12 protein-coding genes and 1 pseudogene are annotated in these 11868 nt (G+C 74.3%); 9 read left to right on the top strand and 4 right to left on the bottom strand.

Annotated elements, in window-relative coordinates:
• Positions 1–71 precede the first annotated feature (71 nt).
• On the bottom strand, positions 72–1388 hold the full coding sequence (glyA, locus tag KIK05_RS10540; protein ID WP_308249848.1) for a serine hydroxymethyltransferase: 1317 nt from the start codon (positions 1386–1388) through the stop codon (positions 72–74).
• Positions 1389–1554: 166 nt separating this feature from the next.
• On the opposite strand from glyA, the gene KIK05_RS10535 reads away from it, so the two are divergent.
• From KIK05_RS10535 to KIK05_RS10520, 4 genes are all read left to right on the top strand, one after another.
• The gene (locus KIK05_RS10535) at positions 1555–2277 is read left to right on the top strand and encodes an aspartate/glutamate racemase family protein (protein WP_214410417.1); all 723 of its coding nucleotides are present in this window, start codon (positions 1555–1557) and stop codon (positions 2275–2277) included.
• Between the two features lie 51 nt (positions 2278–2328).
• Positions 2329–3000, top strand: coding sequence for a response regulator (locus KIK05_RS10530; protein WP_214410416.1), 672 nt, complete (start codon positions 2329–2331; stop codon positions 2998–3000).
• A gap of 271 nt (positions 3001–3271) precedes the next feature.
• Entirely contained in the window at positions 3272–3520 is a 249-nt protein-coding gene (locus tag KIK05_RS10525) for a DUF6400 family protein (protein WP_214410415.1), read from the top strand.
• A complete protein-coding gene (locus KIK05_RS10520; protein WP_214410414.1) occupies positions 3507–3740 on the top strand; it encodes a hypothetical protein in 234 nt (77 codons plus the stop codon). The genes KIK05_RS10525 and KIK05_RS10520 overlap by 14 nt, the downstream gene beginning before the upstream one ends.
• Positions 3741–3753: 13 nt before the next feature.
• Here the strand turns inward: KIK05_RS10520 and KIK05_RS10515 are convergent, their stop codons facing one another.
• Positions 3754–4485, bottom strand: coding sequence for an MOSC domain-containing protein (locus KIK05_RS10515; RefSeq protein ID WP_214410413.1), 732 nt, complete (start codon positions 4483–4485; stop codon positions 3754–3756).
• A 62-nt stretch (positions 4486–4547) separates the two neighbouring features.
• Between KIK05_RS10515 and KIK05_RS10510 the strand changes: the two genes are divergently transcribed.
• The gene (locus KIK05_RS10510) at positions 4548–5180 is read left to right on the top strand and encodes a YigZ family protein (RefSeq protein WP_214410412.1); all 633 of its coding nucleotides are present in this window, start codon (positions 4548–4550) and stop codon (positions 5178–5180) included.
• Positions 5181–5218: 38 nt separating this feature from the next.
• Here the strand turns inward: KIK05_RS10510 and KIK05_RS10505 are convergent.
• Positions 5219–6010: pseudogene (locus tag KIK05_RS10505) on the bottom strand (helix-turn-helix transcriptional regulator); the annotation flags it as partial.
• Positions 6011–6110: 100 nt separating this feature from the next.
• Between KIK05_RS10505 and KIK05_RS10500 the strand changes: the two are divergent.
• Both KIK05_RS10500 and KIK05_RS10495 read left to right on the top strand, forming a co-directional pair.
• A complete protein-coding gene (locus KIK05_RS10500) occupies positions 6111–6935 on the top strand; it encodes an SDR family NAD(P)-dependent oxidoreductase (RefSeq protein ID WP_214410411.1) in 825 nt (274 codons plus the stop codon).
• Positions 6936–7038: 103 nt separating this feature from the next.
• The gene (locus KIK05_RS10495) at positions 7039–8187 is read left to right on the top strand and encodes a PucR family transcriptional regulator (protein WP_214410410.1); all 1149 of its coding nucleotides are present in this window, start codon (positions 7039–7041) and stop codon (positions 8185–8187) included.
• An 11-nt stretch (positions 8188–8198) separates the two neighbouring features.
• Here the strand turns inward: KIK05_RS10495 and KIK05_RS10490 are convergent, their stop codons facing one another.
• Complete coding sequence (locus tag KIK05_RS10490; RefSeq protein ID WP_214410409.1) at positions 8199–8741, bottom strand: phosphate-starvation-inducible PsiE family protein; 543 nt, start codon at positions 8739–8741, stop codon at positions 8199–8201.
• A gap of 207 nt (positions 8742–8948) precedes the next feature.
• Here KIK05_RS10490 and KIK05_RS10485 point away from each other — a divergent pair, with 207 nt between their 5' ends.
• Together KIK05_RS10485 and KIK05_RS10480 are read left to right on the top strand one after the other, a co-directional pair.
• On the top strand, positions 8949–10955 hold the full coding sequence (locus KIK05_RS10485; protein WP_214410408.1) for an erythromycin esterase family protein: 2007 nt from the start codon (positions 8949–8951) through the stop codon (positions 10953–10955).
• A 143-nt stretch (positions 10956–11098) separates the two neighbouring features.
• A complete protein-coding gene (locus KIK05_RS10480) occupies positions 11099–11713 on the top strand; it encodes a TetR/AcrR family transcriptional regulator (RefSeq protein ID WP_250562527.1) in 615 nt (204 codons plus the stop codon).
• Positions 11714–11868: the final 155 nt, after the last annotated feature.

Here is an 11868-nt window from a genome sequence, read left to right as displayed (position 1 = left end):
GGACGTCCAAGTAAATAGTAGGACGTCCTAGCAAGCCGGCGGAAGCGGCATCCGCGCGAAAGGGGGTGCCCCTACGGCGCGGCGGGCACCGAGCGGCGCAGGGCGGTGGTGTCGGGGAGGACGGCCGCCGGGTCCTCCTTGTCGAGGAGCAGGCGGCGCATCAGCTCGGCGAGGGCCTCCATCCGGCCCGGGGTGAAACCGCGGCGGGTGATCTCCTGAGTGCCGATGCGCAGGCCGCGCATGGGTTCGCCGGGCGCCTGGTCGGGCAGGCCGATGCCGCTGAGGTACACCCCGCCGGCCGCGAGGGCCCGCGCCGCCTCGTCCCCGCCGCCGAAGGCGCCCGCGTCCACCGCGACGTGATGGGACGCCGTCCAGCCGAGCCCGGCCGCCGCGACCGTGAAACCGGCCGCATGGAGCGCGGCCGCCAGCGCCCGCGCGTTCGCCATGCAAGCGTCGGCGTAGGCGGGGCCGCTCTCGGCGAGCTCGGCGACGGTGACGGCGAGCGGGGCCAGGCGCGCCGCGTCGTAGTTCGCCGTCAGCCCCGGATAGGCGGCCGCCGAGACCCGCTCGGCCAGTTCCTCGTCCCGGGTGACGATCGCGGCCCCGGGCGGCCCGCCGAACGACTTGTAGGTCGACATGGTCAGCACGTGGGCGCCCTCCTCCAGCGGGCGCTGGAAGCGGCGCCCGGCGACGAGGCCGGCCACGTGGGAGGCGTCGTACAGCAGCGTCGCGCCCACCTCGTCGCACGCGGCCCGCACCCCCGCGACGTCGTGCGGGAACAGCATCAGGCTGGCGCCGATCACCACGACGGCCGGCCGCTCCCGCCGCAGGAAACCGGGCAGCCGTTCGTGGTCGATGGTGAACCCGGCCGCGTCGTAGGGCAGGTCCACCACCCGCAGCCCCCGGATGCCGGCCACGCCCTGCGCGTGATGGCTGGCGTGCCCGCCCGCGGCCTCCGGCAGCACGGCGATCGTGTCGCCAGGGCGGGCGAAGGCCGTGTAGCAGGCCAGGTTGGCCAGCGTCGCGCTCTGCAGGCGGACCTCGGCGAACCGTCCCTCCATCAGGGAGGCCATGCCGAGCGGGGCCAGCGTCTCCAGCACGTCCAGGTGCTCGAGCCCGGCCTGGAACTTCTCGCCCGGCCAGCCCATCGACGGGCGGCTGGACACGGTGGCCTCGTGGACGGCGAGGGCGCGCGGGGTCATGGTGTTGGTGCCCGCGTACAGCACGATGCCGTCCTCGTCGAAGGCGCGGCGGTGCCGGGCCAGGCTGTCGGTGACGGTCCGCACGACATCGTCGGCGCGCTGCCCGGCGAGCAGCGCCTCCAGTTCGGTGAGGCGCCGCTGGGCACGGGACGAGGCCCAGGGCGCGACGCGGCTACGGCTTTCCACCGGCGACCAACTCCGTTCCGGACGGTGGGAGGAGACGTGATCGACGCTACGACGCCCCTTCCCGCCGCCACCACCGACAGCCGCCGAGGATGGAGGGCGGGGGTTCCTACAGGTGTAGGAACCGGTGAAGGATGGAGCTGTCGCCGTTCCCGTCCCCGGAGTCGTCATGAGCCACCTCGGAATCCTCGCCCACAGCACGGGAGGGGCCGCGCTGTGCTTCCTCGCCTACTGCGAGGAGGGGTTCCGCCGCGCCGGCCGTCACGAGCATCCCGACGTGACCCTCGACTACATCGCCTTCGGCCGCAGCATGCCCGCCTGGGAGGCGGGGGACCACGCCTCGATCCGCGCCACCCTGGCCACCAGCGTGGCGCGGCTCGCCCGCGCGGGCGCGGACTTCTTCGTCTGCCCGGACAACACCGCCCACATTGCCCTGGAGATCCCCGGGCCGGACCTCGCGCTCCCGGGTCTGCACATCGCCGAGGTCGTCGCCGACCAGGCCGCGGGGGAGGGCCGCACCCGGGTCGGGATCCTCGGCACGAAGTTCACGATGGACGGCGAGCTGTACCCGCGGGCGCTCGCCGCCCGCGGCATCGCCGCCGTGACACCCGGCGCCGACGACCGCCGCCTCGTCAACGACATCATCTTCGACGAGCTCGTGGCGGGCGTGGTCACGCAGGCCTCGCGCCGGGCGTACACCGGGGTCATCGAACGGCTCGCGACCCAAGGGTGCGACGCGGTCGCCCTGGTGTGCACCGAGATCCCCCTGCTGGTCACCCCGGAGGTCTCGCCGCTGCCCACCCTGGACTCCACCCGCCTGCTCGCCCGCGCCGCCTACGACGTCGCGGTCGGCGAGCGCGCCATGCCGGCCTGGCGCGGCGGCCCCCTCTGACGGTCGGTTCGCGGCGTCCGCCGGGACGAGGTGTGGTCTACCCTGGCCCGCATGACCTCGCCCATCCGCGTCCTGCTCGTGGACGACGACCCCCTCGTACGCGCCGGGCTGACGATGATGCTCGGCGGGGCCCCGGACATGGCCGTCGTGGGCGAGGCGGGCGACGGCAGCCAGGTGATCCCCCTGGTCGAGCGGCACGCCCCCGACGTCGTGCTCATGGACATCCGCATGCCGGAGATGGACGGCCTGGCGGCGACCGAGGCGCTGCGGCGGCGGGAACGGGCGCCGGAGGTCGTCGTCCTGACCACCTTCGGCGCCGACGAGTACGTGCTGCGCGCGCTGCGCGCCGGCGCCGCGGGCTTCGTGCTCAAGGACACGCCTCCGGCCGAGATCGTGGCCGCGGTGCGCCGGGTCGCGGCCGGTGACCCGGTGCTCTCGGCGTCGGTGACCAGGCGGCTGATCGCCCACGTGACCGAGCCCGGCCCCGGCACGCGCCGCGCCCGCGCGCTCGCCCGGCTCGGCGAGCTGAACGAGCGTGAGCGCGAGGTCGCCGCGGCCGTCGCCCAGGGCGCGTCGAACGCCGAGATCGCCGCCGAGCTCTACCTGAGCGTCCCGACGGTCAAGACCCACGTGTCCCGCATCCTCACCAAGCTGGACCTCAACAACCGCGTCCAGATCGCCCTGCTCGTCCACGACGCGGGCCTGGCGGGCGACGACCGCTGACCGGAGCCGGGCCGCAGGAGTGCCGCGCGGCGGTGGCGCCAGATCGGGCGCCGGTAGGTCGGACGTTAAAGCGGTGGCAGGCGGACCACTCATCCGTGACACGATCAAGCGGTATAAACCCGACATATGGTATAAAAAGGTATAAAGCGGCATTGCTGTAGGTGGATCCAGGTCCACTCGCGGCCCGTGCCCCCCGCCGTGACGGCGTCCGCCGCGCCCCCGCCCCGGTCCGCCGCTCTCGTTCGTTCCTCGTCCTACGGGAAGTCACGTCATGACCCACGACAACGGTCCCGAGCACATCGTCTTCGAGATGGACCTCTCGCTGCATGAAACGCGCAGGCGTGCCGAGGTCGTCGCCGCGCTCGGCACGGACTGGGACCCCGTGGCGGTCGTGCGCGGGGAGCAGGAGGCCTACGACCTGCTCTACTCCGGGCTGGACGACCGGCAGCTCGAGGTCTACGACATGCTCGTGGCCGCCGGTGTCCTCCCGCGGCGAGAGGCCGGCCGTGCTTCCGATTGACCCGCACGCCGACATCTCCCGTCGCGCCTGGATCGCCTGCCCCCGCTGCCGTGACGACAGGGGCTGCGCCGACTGCCGGTCCGGCCGCAACTGCCGCGACCACTGGCGCTACCTGCTGAGCACCACCGGCGGCGTCCTGCACGTGCAGTGCCCGGGGTGCGCCTACCTGTGGGACCACGAGACGGGTTTCGGGGCGGGCGGCAGGCCCGCCGGCCTCTGAGGCCTGGCCCCGGCTAGGCGGACACCGAGGCGACGTCGCCGGCGCGGACCGTGCCCGGCGCCGTCACCCGCATGATCACGCCGAACTTGTTCTCGTGCTCGGCGATCAGGTGCTTCTGCAGCTCAGGACGGCGTTCGCGTCCGTACGGGTCCCAGCTCGGCACCGTGCAGCGGATGCAGGGCCCGGCGTTGTCGCCGACGACCGCCAGCGTGACCTCGCCGACCGTGATCGTGGCGCCCTCGCCGAACGACTCCTCGGCGAAGGCGGGCGCGTCGGTGTCGAGGTGAAGATTGGGGCGGAAGCGGCGGATGTCCACCTCCTGCCCCGTCTCCTCCTCAAGCCCCCGCCGCGAGGCCTCGAAGGTGACCAGCACCGTCGGCCCGCGGTCCTGCTGCCCGTCGGCGGCCCGCAGCGACAGCGGCACGCCGTACTCCTCGGCGAGCGCGGCGGGGAGCTCCGGGTCCTCCCAGGCCCACGCGGCACCGGAGGCGGAGTAGAGCACCGGGGGGCCGGACGGCTCGGGGGAGCCGTCGCAGGTGGCGGGGTAGGCGGCCTCCCAGGCCAGCATCTCGGGCCTCTGCCGCACGGTGAGCCGCTTGCGGCCCCGCTCGGGCCGCTCGTCGATCAGGGCGTACGCCCGATCCCCGGCCATGCCGCGGTGGTCGAGGAGCGCGGCGCTCACCTTCTCACCGCGCAGCGACTTCACCGGCCAGCGGTACATATCCCGGACCTCACCCTTGTACATAGCCCCTGATATTAGGCGTATCGCCGAAAAGCGCTTGAGGCGGGCGGCGCTACGCTGACGGCATGGCCGAGCCGTACCTCACCGTCAGCGGGTTCACCGAGCACGAGATCGAGGTGCGGCGCTCGCGGTTCGTCTGCGCGATCGCGCCCGTCGCCGGAGAGAAGGAGGCGGCCGAGTTCGTCGCCGCCCGCAGGAAGGCCCACCACGGAGCCCGGCACCACTGCACGGCGTACGTCATCGGCGGCGACCGGCTCCTGCAGCGGGCCGACGACGACGGCGAGCCGTCCGGCACCGCCGGCCTGCCCATGCTGGAGGTGCTGAACCGGCGCGGGATCGCCGACACGATCGCCGTGGTCACGCGCTACTTCGGCGGCATCCTGCTGGGCGCGGGCGGCCTGGCCAGGGCGTACGGCGGCGCCGTCACCGAGACCCTCGACCGGGCCGGGCTGGTGACCATGGTGCCGGCCCGCGTCATGACCGTCCGCGTCGGCCATGCCCAGGCGGGACGCCTGGAGAACGACCTGCGCGCCGGCGGGCACGCGGTCCGCGGCGTCACCTACGGCGCCGACGTCGCCGCCGAGGTGGGCGTCGAGGCCGGGCGGACCGAGGAGTTCACCGCCTGGGTGGCCGCGGCGACCGCCGGCCAGGCCACCATCTCCCCGGGCCCCCTGGTGTACGTGCCGTCCCCGGAGTGAACGGCACGGGCCCCGGCCGGGGCGGTGAGCCTGGCGAGCGCCGCGGCCGACGGGGTCCCGGGCTCGGCCTGGTAGGCGATGACGACCTGGCCGTCCGTCCCGCCGACCGCCAGGCTGTGGCGCCGCAGGACCAGCGGCCCGACGACCGGATGACGGAATTCCTTCGTCTCGTCGCGCGTCGGCCGCACGTCGTGGCGCTCCCACAGGCGGCGGAATTCCTCGCAGGCCGCCGACAGTTCCTCGACCACCTCGCGCAGGGCCGGGTCGTCGAGACCGGTGCCGGCCGCGGCCCGCAGCGCGGCGACCGAGTCGGCCGCCACAGCCGTCCACATGGGGAACAGCGCCCGCGCGCCAGGGTCGAGGAAGACGTCCCGGACGAGGTTGCGCCCCGGCCGGTACATGGGCGCCAGGGCGAGGGCCGCCGCGTTGGCGGCCAGAACGTCGAACCGCCGCCCCCGCAGGTAGGCGGGTGTGCCCGCCCACGCGTCGAGGAGCCGCTGCGTGCCCGGGGCCGGTCGTTCCGCCGGCCGGTCGGGCGGCTCGCCGCGCCGGCTCGACGTCCCGCGCGCCAGCGCGTGCAGATGGGCGGTGAGGTCGGGGTCGAGGCGCAGCGCGGCGCCGAGCGCGTCGAGTACCTGCTCGGAGGGGTGGCGGTCCCGGCCCTGCTCCAGCCGGGTCAGGTAGTGGGAGCTGACGCCCGCGAGCGCGGCCAGCTCGTCGCGGCGCAGCCCGGCGACCCGGCGCCGCCCGGTCGCGGGCAGCCCGGCGTCCTCCGGGCGCACCAGCGCGCGGCGCGCCTTGATGAAGCAGCCGAGAGCGTTGCCGTCCATGACCCGACCACTCTACGCAACACCGCGAGCGGCCCACGCCGCGATGGTGGCCCTGTCACGGTACTGGTTACCCCGGCCGAGGGCGGGCAAAGTCACCGTCATGAATACCGGACACACGAAGACCTGGTTCGTCACCGGAGCGTCCCGCGGCTTTGGTGACGTGTGGACGCGGGCGGCGCTGCGGCGCGGCGAGCGGGTGGTCGCGACGGCCCGCGACGTCTCGGCGTTGAAGCCCCTGGCCGACGAGTTCGGTGACGCCGTGCTCCCGCTGGCGCTGGACGTCACCGACCGGGAGGCCGCCTTCGCCGCGGTGGCCCGGGGGGCCGCGCACTTCGGCGGGATCGATGTCGCCGTCAACAACGCCGGATACGGCCTTTTCGGAATGGTGGAGGAGGTCACCGAGGCCCAGGCGAGGGCCCAGCTGGAGACCAACCTCTTCGGCGCCCTCTGGGTCACCCAGGCCGTGCTGCCCGGGATGCGGGAACGCGGCCGGGGCCACATCCTGCAGGTGTCGAGCATCGGCGGCGTCGCCGCCTTCCCCACGCTCGGCCTCTACCACGCCTCCAAGTGGGGCCTGGAGGCGTTCAGCGAGGCGCTCGCCCAGGAGGTCGCCTCGGCGGGGATCAGGGTGACCATCATCGAGCCCGGCCCCTACGGCACCGACTGGAGCGGGTCGTCGGCCGTCCACGCCGAGCCCGAACCCGCGTACGAGCACGTCCGGGAGGCCCGCCGGGCCGCCGCCGCGGGCAGGGTCCCGATCGACCCCGCGGTCACCGCCGACGCGGTCCTCGCGGTCGTGGACGCCGAGCGGCCTCCGCTGCGACTGTTCCTCGGCGGGTACTGTCTGCCCATCGCGGAGCGGGTCTACGCCGAACGCCTGGCCACCTGGCGGGAGTGGCGGTCCCTGTCGGAGTCCGCCGGCTGAGTCCGCCCGCTGCGGGAGCCGTCACGTGATCGCCTTCGCTCGCCGAGTCGGGCGGTGAGCCTGGTGGTGGGGCCCCCGGGGACGGCTGGGTTAGCATGCGCGCATGGTCGCCGACGACGTGCAGGAGGTGCTCGAGGCGCTCGCACGGGCCGTGGGAAGGGGCGTCTCCGTCGACGACCCCGATGGGCGCGTCATCGCGCACAGCGCGCACCACGGCGAGACCGACATCGACCCCGTACGGGCCCGCGCCATCCTCTCCCGTACCGTTCCCGCCGACGTCGGCGAGTGGCAGCGCGCCCACGGCGTCGGCACCGCGACCGGCCCGGTTCGCGTCCCCGCGAACGCGGCGCTGGCGATGGGCGCCCGGCTGTGCGTGTCCCTGCTCCACCGGGGACGGCGCCTGGGGTACCTCTGGGTCATCGAGGGGGAGCGGCCGCTGTCGGCCGCCGAGATCGACCGGGTCGAACGGGACGCGGCCACGCTGGCCGCCCTGCTCGACGTCCCCGCCACCCCCGGTGGCGCCGGCCGGACCCTGCGCCGGCTGCTCACCGGCGGCCCGGACGCCCGGCGCCAGGCCGCCGCCGAACTGCTCGACCACGGTTTCACCGTCGGGGACCGGGCGTACCGGGTGATCGTCACCCACCCGCCCGCGACCGGCGGCGAGGTCTCCGCCGGCGGGATCGTCCCCTCGCCCGAGGGACTCCGCCGCCTGCTCGCCGGAACGCTCCACGGGCTCCGCCCACCGGCCGCCCACTCCCTGGTCGACGGCCGCACGGTCATCCTCGCCGTGGACGGCACCCCGCCCGGCGCCGCCGCCCCGGGGGCGGTGGCCGGGGTGAGCGCGCCGCACACCGGCCTGGCGGAGGCGCCGGACGCCTACCGGGAGGCGCTCGCCGCGTTCAGGGCGGCGGTGGGGGACCCGGCGATCGGGCCGGTGGCGATCTGGCCGGAGATCGGGGTCTACCGGTTCTTCGGCGACCGCGCGGAGCGGCGGCCGGAGGCGTCCGGCGGCCCCCTGGCACGCCTGCGCGAACGCGACCCCAGAGGCGTCCTCGCGGCCACCCTGGAGGCCTATCTCGACTCAGGAGGAGACGCCCAGGCGACCGCCGAGGCCGCACACCTGCACCGCACCAGCCTCTACTACCGTCTGCGGCGCATCGAGGAGATCACCGGCCGCGACCTGCGCGACGGCCGCCACCGGCTCGAACTCCACCTCGCGCTCAAACTCGCCCGCTGGAACGCCACGGACTGAACCGGCCGGGGTCATGGCTCTTCCCGGCCGGCCATCCTCCGCGACCATCGCGCGATGGCCAGGGCCGCGACCAGCAGGAACGTCGCGCCCGCGTAGACGGCCAGCTCGGTCCACCGGGCGCGGCTCTCGGCCTGGCTCATCCCCGCGGCGAGCCGGACGGCCACCGACAGGATGTGCCGCACCACCGCGATCACGCCCACGATGATGAAGGGTTCCAGCCGGAGAGGGCCGCCCTCCAGGTGCGCCAGGACCGTGACGAAGATCTCCAGGATGATCAGGACGAGGAGCAGTTCCTCGATGACGGTCACCGTCGTGCCCGTCCAGGGGCCGGGGCTTCGGGCCACGTTGACGCACATGACCACGATGACGGCCGCGCCGAGGGCCAGCAGCATCAGCGACACCAGGTACAGCAGCATGCGCTCCGCGCGGGCGAGGATCCCCATCAGTGTCCGGTCCAGCCCGCTCCGGCGAGCCGCGGTGGCCGAGCCGCCCGGCGTGACGGCGGGTCCCTCGGCCGGCGGGTTCGCCGCGCTGTCGGTCTTCCATGGCTCCACGGCTCGCCTCCAGGTGTCCACGTCAGCGTGCCGTGGGGACGACGCGTGGTTACATACCCGGCCTCGGCGGACGCGGTGCGCGTTCCCGGTCCGGAGTTGGTCCGGTGCGGGTCAAGCGATGGGCGAGCGCGGGTGCCGATGGGGCGGGTGCGGGCATGGAGGGCCCGCTTCTGGGTATGGCTGGCGGTTCTCGAGGAGGCCGTTGCCATGTCCGATCGTCTGTTCCAGAACCGGCGGGACGCGGGCCGGGTTCTCGCGGGTCTCCTGGACGAGTATCGCCGCCCCGACGTCGTCGTCCTCGGCCTGCCGCGCGGCGGCGTGCCGGTGGCGTACGAGGTCGCCATGGCGCTGGACGCCCCGCTCGACGTCCTCGTCGTGTGCAAGCTCGGCGTGCCGGGACACGAGGAGCTGGCGATGGGCGCGATCGCCGGTGGCGGAGTGGTCGTCGTCGGCGAGGACGTCGTCAGGGGCCTGGACATCGCGCCGGAGACCATGATGCAGGTGGCCCAGCGCGAGGGGCGGGAGCTGCTGCGGCGGGAGGAGGCCTACCGGGAGGGACGCCCGCCGCCGGACCTCGCCGGCAAGACCGTCGTCGTCGTGGACGACGGCCTGGCGACGGGGGCGAGCATGCGCGCCGCCATCCACGCCCTGCGTCGTGCCCGGCCCGCCGCCGTCGTCGTCGCCGTTCCCGCGGCACCCGACTCCACCTGCGAGGATCTGGCGGCCCTGGCGGACGACGTCGTCTGCGCCACCACACCCTCGCCGTTCCTCGCGATCGGGCGCTCCTACTGGGACTACGGCCGGACCACCGACGAGGAGGTACGCGATCTGCTGCGCGCCGCCACGAGGACCCGGCCGATCACCACGGGCTCGCGGACGCTGACCGACGTGGCCGTGGTCCGGATGGAGGCGCTTCCCACCGTGGACGGCGTACCCGACGACCACGTGCTGTTCGACCTGGTGGGAGACGCCCGGTTCGTCCTGATCGGCGAGGCGTCCCACGGGACCCACGAGTTCTACCAGGCACGCGCCCGGATGACCCGGCGGCTGATCGAGGAGAAGGACTTCTGCGCCGTGGCCGCCGAAGCGGACTGGCCGGACGCCTATCGGGTCAACCGCTTCGTCCGCGGCCGCGGGCGGGACGTCACCGCCGAGGAGTCGCTGCGCGGCTTCCGGCGCTTCCCCACCTGGATGTGGCGCAACACCGCCGTGCTGGACTTCGCCTGCTGGCTGCGCGAGCACAACGACGCCATCGGGGACGAGCGGGGCAAGGCCGGGTTCTACGGCCTGGACCTCTACAGTCTCCACAGTTCGGTGCACGAGGTCATCTCCTACCTCGAGCGGGTGGACCCCGGCGCCGCGGCCCGGGCGCGGGAGCGCTACAGCTGCTTCGACCACCGGTCCGGCGGCGACGCCCAGGCCTACGGATACGCCGCGGCGTTCGGGGCGGGCGAGACCTGCCAGCGGGAGGTGGTCGAGCAGCTCGTCGACCTGCGACGCCACGCGCTGGACTACGCGCGGCGCGACGGGCTGCTCGCCGAGGACGAGCTCTTCTACGCCGAGCGCAACGCCCAGGTGGTGCAGGCGGCCGAGGAGTACTACCGCATCATGTTCGGCGGGCGGGTCTCCTCCTGGAACCTCCGCGACAAGCACATGGCGGAGACGCTGGAGGCGCTGGCCGACCACCTCGGCCGCCGGCGCGGCCGCCCGGCCAAGATCGTGGTGTGGGCGCACAACTCGCACATCGGCGACGCCCGGGTGACCGAGGCCGCGACCCGCGGCGAGTTCACCATCGGGCAGCTGGTGCGCGAACGGTTCCCGGGGGAGTGCCGCCTGATCGGCTTCACCACCTACACCGGCACGGTCACCGCCGCCGACGACTGGGGCGGACCGGCCGAGCGCAAGCGGGTACGGCCGGCGCTGCCCGAGTCGATCGAGGAACTGCACCACGAGGCGGGAGGGAAGGAGTTCCTCCTGTGGTTCGGCCTGGCGCCGCAGGCGGCCGAGGCGCTGCGCAAGGCCCGCCTGGAGCGGATGATCGGCGTGATCTACCGGCCGCGGACCGAGCGGCGGAGCCACTACTTCCGGTGCCGGGTGTCGGAGCAGTTCGACGCGGTGATCCACGTCGACGAGACCCGGGCCGTCGAACCCCTCGAACGGACCGCCCGCTGGGAGGAGGGAGAGGTCCCGGAGACCTACCCGTTCGCCGTCTGACCCCTGTCGCCCTCACGCCGGCGAGGCCGTCCCCGGTATCACTCCCGCACGGACACCGCCCCCGTCTCTCCCGAACGCCGTGACGATCGTCCTCGCACATCGACAGTTGACGGAGTGAGGACTCACTCCGTACAGTTCGAGGTATGACAGAGACGAAGGCCCGGCGCAGGGCGCCGGGGATGAGCCCCGAACGGCGGCGCGAGATGATCCTCCAGGCGGCCCTGCCGCTGGTGGCCGAGTACGGAGCCGCGGTGACCACCGCCCAGATCGCCAGGGCCGCGGCGATCGGGGAGGCGACGATCTTCCGCGTCTTCGCCGACAAGGAGGAACTGCTGAGCGCCTGCGTCGCGCGGGCGCTCGACCCGGCCCACATGCTGGCCGAGATCGCGGCCATCCCGCTCGACCAGCCCCTCGCGGACCGGCTCCGCGAGGCCGCGGAGGCGATGCGCGCCTATCTGGAGCGCATGGGGTCGGTCATCGGCGCCCTGCACGCCTCGGGCGCCCGGCGCGGCAGGCCCGACGCCGGGGACGGCGGGGGCGGGGGGCCGGTGAGCAGGGAGGAGTCGTTCGCCCGCACCCGCGAGGCGGTGGCCGAGCTGTTCGAACCCGACCGCGACACGCTGCGCCGGCCGCCGGAGAAGCTGGCCGCGATCTTCCTCGGCATGCTGTTCGTCCGCCCCGCCGCCCGCGACGGCGAGGCCGAGACGGTGGCGCTCGACGACATCATCGAGGTCTTCCTCAACGGAGCCGTCGCCTAGCCACCGTGGCTCCGCCGGGCCACCCGCCGTACGGCGGCGCCGGCCTCGCCGCCCACCCTCCCGCCGTCGCGGCGCCGATGAAAGGCACCACCCCCGGCGGGTGAGGGCGGGTGCTCCGGCCATCCCAGGGGCCGACCGCCGGACGCCTCCGGCGG

Source organism: Sphaerisporangium fuscum, from assembly GCF_018531465.1.
In the GTDB taxonomy this organism is placed as follows: domain Bacteria; phylum Actinomycetota; class Actinomycetes; order Streptosporangiales; family Streptosporangiaceae; genus Sphaerisporangium; species Sphaerisporangium fuscum.
Note: the sequence above shows the minus strand (reverse complement) of the source record. Positions and strands in the feature narration are given on the sequence as shown.

Excerpts from the sequence above, each read along its gene's own strand:
- KIK05_RS10535 (WP_214410417.1), top strand. The coding sequence starts at position 1,555 with ATGAGCCACCTCGGAATCCTCGCCCACAGCACGGGAGGGGCCGCGCTG.
- KIK05_RS10530 (WP_214410416.1), top strand. The coding sequence starts at position 2,329 with ATGACCTCGCCCATCCGCGTCCTGCTCGTGGACGACGACCCCCTCGTA.
- KIK05_RS10525 (WP_214410415.1), top strand. The coding sequence starts at position 3,272 with ATGACCCACGACAACGGTCCCGAGCACATCGTCTTCGAGATGGACCTC.
- KIK05_RS10515 (WP_214410413.1), bottom strand. The coding sequence starts at position 4,485 with ATGTACAAGGGTGAGGTCCGGGATATGTACCGCTGGCCGGTGAAGTCG.
- KIK05_RS10510 (WP_214410412.1), top strand. The coding sequence starts at position 4,548 with ATGGCCGAGCCGTACCTCACCGTCAGCGGGTTCACCGAGCACGAGATC.
- KIK05_RS10500 (WP_214410411.1), top strand. The coding sequence starts at position 6,111 with ATGAATACCGGACACACGAAGACCTGGTTCGTCACCGGAGCGTCCCGC.
- KIK05_RS10495 (WP_214410410.1), top strand. The coding sequence starts at position 7,039 with ATGGTCGCCGACGACGTGCAGGAGGTGCTCGAGGCGCTCGCACGGGCC.
- KIK05_RS10485 (WP_214410408.1), top strand. The coding sequence starts at position 8,949 with ATGTCCGATCGTCTGTTCCAGAACCGGCGGGACGCGGGCCGGGTTCTC.
- KIK05_RS10480 (WP_250562527.1), top strand. The coding sequence starts at position 11,099 with ATGACAGAGACGAAGGCCCGGCGCAGGGCGCCGGGGATGAGCCCCGAA.